This is a genomic window from Stenotrophomonas sp., from assembly GCF_031995405.1.
Classification (GTDB): Bacteria; Pseudomonadota; Gammaproteobacteria; order Xanthomonadales; family Xanthomonadaceae; genus Stenotrophomonas.
In genome coordinates, this window is sequence record NZ_DAMAGC010000079.1 from 8,376 (window position 1) to 17,637 (window position 9,262).

8 protein-coding genes are annotated in these 9,262 nt (G+C 69.4%); 5 read left to right on the forward strand and 3 right to left on the reverse strand.

Annotated features, from left to right (window positions below; translation table 11 throughout):
• The coding region (locus RTO53_RS13660; RefSeq protein ID WP_312238300.1) for a glycoside hydrolase family 3 N-terminal domain-containing protein at positions 1-1,559 on the reverse strand (1,559 nt) is incomplete at its 3' end.
• Between the two features lie 270 nt (positions 1,560-1,829).
• Positions 1,830-2,273 (reverse strand): helix-turn-helix domain-containing protein, encoded by a 444-nt coding sequence (locus tag RTO53_RS13665; RefSeq protein WP_312238301.1) that lies wholly within the window; start codon positions 2,271-2,273, stop codon positions 1,830-1,832.
• A 76-nt stretch (positions 2,274-2,349) separates the two neighbouring features.
• Between RTO53_RS13665 and RTO53_RS13670 the strand changes: the two genes are divergently transcribed.
• Together RTO53_RS13670 and RTO53_RS13675 are read left to right on the forward strand one after the other, a co-directional pair.
• Positions 2,350-3,519 (forward strand): MFS transporter, encoded by a 1,170-nt coding sequence (locus RTO53_RS13670; RefSeq protein ID WP_312238302.1) that lies wholly within the window; start codon positions 2,350-2,352, stop codon positions 3,517-3,519.
• A gap of 97 nt (positions 3,520-3,616) precedes the next feature.
• Positions 3,617-4,375, forward strand: coding sequence for a helix-turn-helix transcriptional regulator (locus RTO53_RS13675; protein ID WP_312238303.1), 759 nt, complete (start codon positions 3,617-3,619; stop codon positions 4,373-4,375).
• Here RTO53_RS13675 and RTO53_RS13680 read toward each other — a convergent pair.
• The gene (locus RTO53_RS13680) at positions 4,285-5,175 is read right to left on the reverse strand and encodes a sterol desaturase family protein (RefSeq protein WP_312238304.1); all 891 of its coding nucleotides are present in this window, start codon (positions 5,173-5,175) and stop codon (positions 4,285-4,287) included. The genes RTO53_RS13675 and RTO53_RS13680 overlap by 91 nt on opposite strands.
• Before the next feature lie 291 nt (positions 5,176-5,466).
• On the opposite strand from RTO53_RS13680, the gene imuA reads away from it, so the two are divergent.
• The 3 genes from imuA to RTO53_RS13695 all read left to right on the forward strand — a co-directional run.
• Positions 5,467-6,084, forward strand: coding sequence for a translesion DNA synthesis-associated protein ImuA (gene imuA, locus RTO53_RS13685; RefSeq protein WP_312238305.1), 618 nt, complete (start codon positions 5,467-5,469; stop codon positions 6,082-6,084).
• A gap of 9 nt (positions 6,085-6,093) precedes the next feature.
• Positions 6,094-7,509, forward strand: coding sequence for a DNA polymerase Y family protein (locus RTO53_RS13690; RefSeq protein WP_312238306.1), 1,416 nt, complete (start codon positions 6,094-6,096; stop codon positions 7,507-7,509).
• On the forward strand, positions 7,506-9,262 hold a 1,757-nt coding region (locus tag RTO53_RS13695; RefSeq protein WP_312238307.1), incomplete at its 3' end, for a PHP domain-containing protein. The genes RTO53_RS13690 and RTO53_RS13695, both read left to right, overlap by 4 nt.

The window sequence follows — 9,262 nt, forward strand, 5'->3', positions numbered from 1 at the left end:
AGGCGCAGCGGTTCATCGAAGAACACCGCCTTGTCGAACACTTCACCGGCCGACTGCTGGTCCAGGCCGGCCAGCGCCGCCTTCGAACCGCTGTGCACGCCGCCCCAATCGGACATCACGAAACCGGGGAATTTCCATTCCTGCTTGAGCACCTGGTTCATCAGGTAATCGTGTTCGCAACCGTAGGTGCCGTTGACGCGGTTGTAGGAGCACATCACCGAACCGGGCTTGCCGATGTCCAGTGCGATCTCGAAGGCCAGCAGGTCCGACTCGCGCATGGCCTGCTCGCCGATCTCGGCGCTGTGGAAATTGCGCGAGGTTTCCATGTCGTTGAGCGCGAAATGCTTCATCGTCGAAATGACGTGCTGGCTCTGCACGCCTCGGATCGACTCGCCTACCAGGCGACCGGCCAGCAGCGGGTCTTCGCCGGCGTATTCGAAGTTGCGGCCATTGCGCGGGTCGCGCTGCAGGTTGACGCTGCCGGCCAGCAGGATGTTGAAGCGCTGCTGCCAGGCCTCGCGGCCCATGGTGGCGCCACCGGCGAAGGCCACTTCCGGGTTCCAGCTCGAGGCGGTGGACGGGCCCGACGGCATCGCCGTGGCATGGTCACCCTTGCGGATGCCGCCCGGGTTGGTCACGCCCACGCCGGCATCGGCCGACTGCTGCGACGGAATGCCCAGGCGCGGCACGCCCGGCACGAAACCGGCCGAACCGACCGCGCCTTCCGGCAACGGCCCGCCATCCTTGCCCAGCCCGAAGTAGCTGTGCAGCATCTGGAATTTCTCATCGTCGGTCATCTTCGCCACGATCAGGCGGGCGCGTGCGTCGGCGTTGAGCGCGGTATCCATCCACGGCGTGTCGCCCCCGACCGGAGCGGCGTAGCCCAGGGTCAGCAGCGTGCCCTTGAGCGCGGTCTTGCCGGCGTCCAGGCGCAGCTTCACCGCCGTGCGGGAGGCGGACTGGAACCCATTGGAATAGGTGTCCTCACCGCGCGCCTCGAAGCCGGCCGCACGTGCGCCGGCCTCATCGGCGCCCAGCAGCACGGCCGGGGCGCCCACGCGCGATGCATCGACCAGCGCCTTGAACGCGGTGCCCGTCGCGTCGCCATCGGCGGTGCGGGTATACAGCGCCACCACGTGGCGGCCGTCGTTCAAACGCAGGTAGTTCAGGCCCGGGGCTTCGATGCCGGAGGCGGCTTCCACCGGCAGGCGCGAGATCACGATGCTGCCGCGGCGCTCGGCCGAGGCCGGATCGGCACTGACGAAACGATAGGTGTAGCCCAGCTGGTCGGCCAGCGCTTCCAGCGGATCCGGCGCGCGGCTGCTGTCGGCCGTATCGGCGGCACGGTGCACGTTGCCGATGGTCAGCGCGTCCACGTTCAGCGCCTGCAACTGCGCGGCGACGTCCTTGGCATCGAGCCAGTCCGGCGCCTGTTCCAGGCTGAGCACGGTGAAGGCATCGCCGCTGTCGGCGACCTTCGGCGAGGATGCCCAGGCCGAAGCGGCGAGCGAGAGCGTGATGGCGGCCGTCAGGGCCAGTGGCTTTGAAATCGTTTTCATGAGCGGGCGAAACACCTTTGCTTGCGCAAAAAATCCAGGGAGTCGTGCCGCAGAAGGGTGCAGCGCCAAGATGGCGGATCCCGGCCTTTGCAGGCCGGTATCGGGTACTACCCGGGGCAACGCAGCTACGACCAGGCCCCTCCGCCCGTCGATACAGCCATGCTGTCCGGTGGGCACCGCACGCGGCACCCATCCGGTGAAGAGTCGTCCACCCTGTTCATGCCTGTCAACAGCGCGTTCAGATTCGCAGGCGTATGCGGACGCCTGCGATCACCCTGCGGTGGGCTTCACCACTTGGGTGGCCGCTGCCTCCAGCACCTGTCCATCGGCATCACGCGGCAACAGCGGCGCCAGTCCCCGGCCATCGGCAATCGCCAACAGCTGCGAACGCGGTTCACCTTCGGCGAACAGGAAGCCCTCGCCCCATTGCCGCAGCGCCACCACCAGCGGGAACAGTGCCCGGCCCTGCGCCGTCAGCACATAGTCGTGATAGCGGCTGCCATCGGCCGCCGCCTGTTGCGCCAGCACGCCGGAGTCCTGCAAGGCCTGCAGGCGCTGGCTGAGCATGCTGCGTGACATGCCCAGGCTGCGTTGGAAATCGCTGAAACGGCGCACGCCGTCGAAGGCATCGCGCACGATCAGCAGCGACCAGCGATCGCCCACCACGTCCAGCGCGCGGGCCACCGGGCAGGTCAGGTTCGGATCGTCATTCATGCCGGGCCCTCCAGAGGTGGTTTCATTTTAGAACCATGTGCGCCAGAATCAACTGGTTCTAATTTGAGACCACAGAATGTCGCACGCCGCCTCCCTGCCCCGCACCGCCACGCCCCTGCTGCTGTTGTTCGCCTGCGCCGCCGGGCTCAGCGTGGCCAACGTCTACTACGCCCAACCGCTGCTGGATGCGCTGGCCGCCGACCTGCACATCGGCACCGCGCGGATCGGCGTGGTGATCGCCGCCACCCAGCTTGGCTCGGTGCTGGCCCTGCTGTGGCTGGTGCCGCTGGGCGACCGCCGCGACCGGCGCCGCCTGATGGCGGTGCAGAACGTCGCGCTGGTGCTGGCCCTGCTCGGCGTCGCCTGCGCCGGCAACGCGCTGGCGTTGTTGCTGGGCATGCTCGCGCTGGGCCTGCTCGGCACCGCGATGACCCAGGGCCTGATCGCCTATGCGGCCGCCGCCGCCGATGTACACGAGCGCGGCCGCGTGGTCGGTGCCGCCCAGGCCGGGGTGGTGATCGGCCTGTTGCTGGCGCGGGTGGTGGCCGGTGGCGTTGCCGACCTGGCTGGCTGGCGCGCGGTCTACCTGCTGTCGGCCGCGCTGATGGTGATCAGCGGCGTGCTGCTGTGGGTCCGCCTGCCACGCTTGCCGATACCGGCCGCAACGCAGCAGCTTTCCCTGTTCGCGCTGCTGCGCCAGCAACCGGTGCTGCGCCGGCGCGGCGTACTCGGCATGTTGATGTTCGTTGCGTTCGGGCTGTTCTGGAGCAGCATGGCGCTGCCCCTGAGCGCCCCACCCCATGCGCTCAGCCACACCGCGATCGGCGCGTTCGCCCTGGTCGGCCTGCTCGGTGCGCTGGCCGCCTCACGCAGCGGGCAATGGAGCGATCAAGGCCATGCCGAACGCGTGACCGGCGCGGCGTTGCTGCTGTTGCTGCTGAGCTGGGCGCCGTTGGCGGGGTTGTCGCTGCACCTGGGCTGGCTGGTGCTGGGCGTGCTGCTGCTGGATCTGGCCGTGCAGGCGCTGCACGTCACCAACCAGAGCCTGATCCTGGCCGCCGCGCCGCACGCGCAGGCACAGGTGATTGCCGCCTACATGCTGTTCTATGCCGCCGGCAGCGGATTGGGTGCGGTGCTGGGCAGCGCGTTGCACGCACGCTACGGGTGGAGCGGCGTATGCATCGCAGGCGCGCTCGTCTCGCTGCTTGCCCTGGGCTTATGGGCGGCCCTGCGTCGCTGCCGGTGAGCGTTGCGATGCAGCCACCGTCGCATTTCCGCTACCCTGTTGGACGCGGGCAATCCTGCCATGTCGACAGGATGATGCGCAGAATGCGGTGGTGGTGGTGAATGAGCAACGCTGGACCGGCACGTTGCTGCTCGGTGCGCATTTCGCCCTGCTGCAGGGCCATGCCGGCGCCACCCGTGCCCATGCCCACTACGCGCATCAGCTCCTGCTGGCCGACACCGGGCAATGGACGATAGAGGGCGACGACGGCATCCGGTCCGGGCCGCGCATGCTGCTGCCTTCCTTCCAGTCCCATGCCGTGCTTGCCGCCCCCGCGCGCGGCTGCACCGTGTGGCTTGAACCCAGCCATGTCGACCTGGCGCACCTGCAGGCGCAGCTGCCGCAGCTCCCCTGCGATCCGGTGCACCTGCTGCCGCACCTGTCGACACTGATCGCCCGCACGCCGCTGGACCGACGGCTGCAGGCCGCGTTGGCTGCACTGGACGCGCATCTTCCCGAGCGCGTCGCGGCCACGGCCATCGCAGCGGCCGCGCACCTGTCCGAGAGCCAGTTGCACCGCCGCTTCCAGCAGGATCTGGCGGTATCGCTGCGCGGCCTGGTGCTGTGGCGCAGGCTGCGCCAGGCGCTGGTCGAGGTGATGGATGGCCATAGCCTCACTGCCAGCGCCCATGCGGCCGGTTTCGCCGACCTGGCCCACTTTTCGCGCAGCCTGCGGCGCATGTTCGGGGTGCGTGCCGAGCATCTTTCCCGCCTGCACCTGCAGCATTACCGCGACGACCGCTCCAGCCCCGGCGGCGGCGGCGGCGCTTCGCCATGCGGCAATGCACGGAACGGGGCCAGCAACTGTCCTTTGTAGTCCTTGGGATAATCCGGCTGGCTGCCGATGCCCAGGTCATCCACCCGCATCCGGTAATCCGCATCGAACGCGGTGCCCAGCAGATGATCCCAGACAGTCAGGAACAGCCCGAAATTGACGTCGCCGGCCGTGCCATAGCGCATGTGGTGGAAGCGATGCAGCGGTGCCCACGCCATCAACTTGCCCAGCCAGCCCGGCCGCATGGCCACGTTGGAATGCTGCAGCAGGAGCTGGATCGCAATGGCGAACGCCAGCACCGCCGCCACCGGATACGGCATGCCCAGCAGCAGCAACGGCAACACCCCGCCCAGTGCTTCGGCGGTCTGGTGCAACGGATGCTTCATCAACCCGTTGAATCCGTACATCCGGGTCACGCTGTGGTGGACCGCGTGCAACCGCCACAACCACGCCCAGCGATGGCTCGCGTAATGCACCAGGGTGATGCCCAGGTCCGCAACGACAATGGCCAGCAACAGTTGCCCGGCAAAGCTCCACTGCCGGGGCCACAACTGCCACGGCATCCAGGCCGCCACCAGGGGAATCGCACCGATCGCCAGCAGGTTCAAGCCCTCGTTCACCAGCGCGTGGACGCTATCGCGGCCGCCATCGTTCTGGCCCTGGTTGAAGGCCGGGTCATACGGCCAGCAGCGCTCGGCCAGGCCCGACAGCACGATGGCCACGCCCAGCCCCGGCACCAGCCACATCGCCGCGCCAGCGCGATAGCCCACCCACCACGCGGCCACGCCCACGAACCCAAGCAGGAACCCCGGCGCATACACCGTCAACCACCATTGCTTCATCGACTTGCTCCATACAGGGAGCGGCCATGCTCGCGACACCCGCCGCAGCGGGCTTGAACAAACCGCGCATCCCGCAGCGACGGCAGGCGCGGCTATCTGCCCCCCCCGCCGCTGAAGCGTTCAGCCCGCTCAATGGCGGGCAAACACGGGCATCGGCGCTGTTAGCATTTTTACTAATTGCGGGTAGGATTGTCGGTCTCAGCCCCTGATACCCCCCCTGCCGATACTCGCCGCCATGCCCCGGTCCCGCGCCCGTTTCCACCCGCTGCAGCCCCTCCGGGCGGTGCGCTGATGGGCGCCGTCCTGGCCCTGGACCAGCTGCTGGAAACCCGCCAGGTCTGGCGCGGCAGGTCGCAGGCCGTCCCCGCGGCCACCGCCCAGCACCCCACCGGCCACCCGGCGCTGGACGCCCGCCTGCCCGGCGGCGGTTGGCCGCCGGCAGCGTTGTCCGAAGTGCTGCTGGCCGCGCCCGGCCAGGGCGAGCTGGCGCTGGTCTGGCCAACCCTGGCGCGGCTGAGCCACCTGCAGCAGACCGTGGTGCTGATCGCCCCGCCCTACCTGCCGCATGCCCCGGCCTGGGCCGGCGCCGGGTTGGCACTGGGCCAGGTGCAGGTGGTGCAGGCCAGTCCGCGCGATGCGCTGTGGGCGGCCGAGCAATGCCTGCGCTCAGCCGCCTGTGCGGCCGTGCTGTGCTGGCCGCAGCAGGCCGACGACCGTGCCCTGCGCCGGCTGCAGGTAGCCGCCGAAACCGGCCAGTGCCTGGGCTTTGCCTTCCGCGACCTGCGCCAGGCACGCAACAGTTCGCCGGCGCCGCTGCGCCTGCAGCTGGAAAACGGCCAGGTGCGCGTGCTCAAGTGTCGCGGCGGCATGGCCCCGGCACAGCCCCTGCCCCTGTCGCTGGCGCATTGAGCGGCCGCCGTGCACTGGGCCTGCCTGTTGCTGCCACAGCTGGCGCTGGATGCCGCCCTGCGCCAGCAGCCCGATCCGTCGGTGCCGCTGGTGCTGCTCAGCGGCCCAGCGCAACGCCGCGTGCTGCATGCGGTGAGCCCGTCGGCCCGCCAATTGGGGTTGCGCCGCGGCATGCTGCTCTCGGCCGCGCAGGTGCTCACCCGCGACATGCTCACCGTCGAACATGACCCGCGCGCCGAGCAGGCCACCCGCCACCTGCTGGCCAGCTGGCTGTACGGCATCAGCTCGCAGGTCAGCCTGGCCTTCCCGCACGCGCTGGCACTGGAGATCGGCGCCAGCCGTGCGCTGTTCGGCGATTGGCCGGCAATCGAAAAACGTCTCTGCGATGGCTTGAAAGACCTCGGCTTCCGCCATCGGCTGGTCGCCGCGCCCAATCCGCACGCGGCCTGGGTGCTGACCCGCGCGCATGCACGGCTGGGTGTGGACGCCAGCCAACTGGACGCCACCCTGGCCCAGCTCCCGATCGAACGCAGCGGCCTGCCCGCCGAAGCAGTCACGGTATTGGCGCGCTCGGGCCTGCGCACGCTGGGCGCGGCCTTCCAGTTGCCGCGCGAGAGCCTGGCCCGGCGTTTCCCGCCCCAGGTGCTGGCCCACCTGGACGCGTTGCGCGGGATCAGCACGCCGCCGTTGCGCTATTTCCAGCCACCGGACCGCTTCGATGCGCGCATCGAGTTCGATTACGAAATCGAGTCCACCCAGGCCCTGCTGTTCCCGCTGCGCCGCCTGACCGGCGACCTGGCTGCCTTCCTGTGTTCGCGCGATGGCGGGGTGCAGCGTTTCGACCTGTGGTTCGAACACGACCAGCACCCGGACACCTGCCTGAGCATCGGCCTGCTCGCTCCCGAGCGCGATGCGGCGATGCTGTTCGAACTGGCGCGCAACCGCGTGGACCACCTGCAGCTGCCGGCCGGCAGCCGTGGCCTGCGCCTGCAGGCCGAGCACCTGCCACCGTTCGTGCCGGCCGCGCGCGACCTGTTCGACCCCCGCCCACAGCAGGCCATGCCGTGGGAACAGGTGCGCGAACGCCTGCGTGCACGCCTTGGTGACGATGCCGTGCAGGGCCTGGGACTGCGTGCCGAGCACCGCCCGGAACGGGCCAGCGGCGATGCGCATGGCGCGCCCAAAGGCCCACCGCCGGTGCTGCCGCTGCGCCCGGGCTGGCTGCTGCCGCGCCCGCAACCGCTGCTCGATCCGCACCTGCGCATCCTCTCCGGCCCCGAACGGATCGAATCGGGCTGGTGGGACGAAGGCGATATCCGCCGCGACTACTACGTGGTGGAAACCGCGCATGGCCAGCGCGGCTGGGCCTATACCAGCGCCGACACGCGCGGCGGCCCGTGGATGCTGCACGGCTGGTTCGCATGAGCGCCGCCCTGCCCGACTACGCCGAACTGCACTGCCTGTCGGCCTTCAGTTTCCAGCGCGGCGCGTCCATCGCCGAGGAGCTGTTCGCGCGCGCCAAGGGCCAGGGCTACCGCGCGCTGGCGATCACCGACGAATGTTCGCTGGCCGGCATCGTGCGCGCCTGGCAGGCCGCCAGGAAACACGACCTGGCGTTGATCACCGGCGCCGAATTCCAGATCGAGGACGGCCCCAGGCTGGTGCTGCTGTGCACCGACCAGGCCGCCTACGCCGGCCTGTGCCAGCTGATCACCACCTGTCGCCGGCGCGCGCCCAAGGGCGAGTACCGCTGCCTGCGCGACGACTTCGATGCGCTGCCGGCCAGCCTGCTGTGCCTGTGGCTGGACCGCACGCCCACGGCAGAGGATGCGGCCTGGCTGCAGGCCCGCTTCGCGCAGCGGCTGTGGCTGGCGGTGGAGCTGCACCGCGAGGCCGACGATGCGCAACGGCTGGCCGCGCTGCAGCGTTTCGGCGCTACGCACGACCTTCCCCTGGTGGCCAGCGGCGATGTGCACATGCACCTGCGCCGCCGCCGCGCCCTGCAGGACACCCTCACCGCGATACGCCACCACTGCACCATCGCCGATGCCGGCTGGCGGCTGTTTCCCAACGGCGAACGCCACCTGCGCACCCGCCAGGCCCTGGCCGCGCTATACCCGCCGGCCTTGCTGGCCGAAACCCTGCGCATCGCCGCACGCTGCCACTTCGACCTCAAGCAGCTGCGCTACACCTACCCGCGCGAACTGATCCCGGACGGGCACGACCCGGCCAGCTGGCTGCGCACGCTGGTGGAGGAAGGCATGCAATGGCGCTGGAAAAATGGCGCCACGGCAAAGCAACGCAGCCAGATCGAACACGAACTCAAGCTGATCCACCTCAAACAGTACGAGTCCTACTTCCTGACCGTGCACGACATCGTGCGCTTCGCGCGCCGCCAGCAGATCCTGTGCCAGGGCCGTGGCTCGGCGGCCAATTCGTCGGTGTGCTACGTGCTGGGCGTGACCGAGATCGACCCCAGCGACATGGAGCTGCTGTTCGAACGCTTCATTTCCGCCGAGCGCGACGAACCGCCGGACATCGACATCGATTTCGAACACGAGCGCCGCGAGGAAGTGCTGCAGTACGTGTTCAACCGCTATGGCCGCGAACGGGCCGCGCTCACCGCCGTGGCGATCAGCTACCGTGGCCGCAGCGCGGTGCGCGACGTGGCCCGCGTGCTCGGCCTGCCGCCGGACCAGGTCAACGAACTGGCCGCCTGCCTGGACCGCTGGAGCAGCCACGAACCGCTGCCCGAGGCGCTGCGCGAGCGGGGTTTCGACCCGGACACGCCGCTGATGCGGCGGGTGGTGGCATTGACCAGCGAGCTGGTCGATTTCCCGCGGCACCTGTCCCAGCACCCGGGCGGCTTCGTGATTTCCGAACACCCCCTGTCCACGCTGGTGCCGGTGGAGAACGCGGCCATGGCCGATCGCACCGTGATCCAGTGGGACAAGGACGACCTGGACGCCACCGGGCTGATGAAGGTCGACTGCCTGGCGCTGGGCATGCTTACCGCCGTGCGCAAATGCCTGGCCATGCTGCACGCCCATGGCGCGCCGAAGATGGGCATGGCCGATATCCCCTCCGGCGATGAGCCCACCTACGACATGATCTGCCGCGCCGACACCCTGGGCGTGTTCCAGATCGAATCGCGCGCGCAGATGGCGATGCTGCCGCG

Coding starts and splice junctions, on each gene's coding strand:
- RTO53_RS13665 (WP_312238301.1), bottom strand. CDS start 2,273: ATGAATGACGATCCGAACCTGACCTGCCCGGTGGCCCGCGCGCTGGAC.
- RTO53_RS13670 (WP_312238302.1), top strand. CDS start 2,350: ATGTCGCACGCCGCCTCCCTGCCCCGCACCGCCACGCCCCTGCTGCTG.
- RTO53_RS13680 (WP_312238304.1), bottom strand. CDS start 5,175: ATGAAGCAATGGTGGTTGACGGTGTATGCGCCGGGGTTCCTGCTTGGG.
- imuA (WP_312238305.1), top strand. CDS start 5,467: ATGGGCGCCGTCCTGGCCCTGGACCAGCTGCTGGAAACCCGCCAGGTC.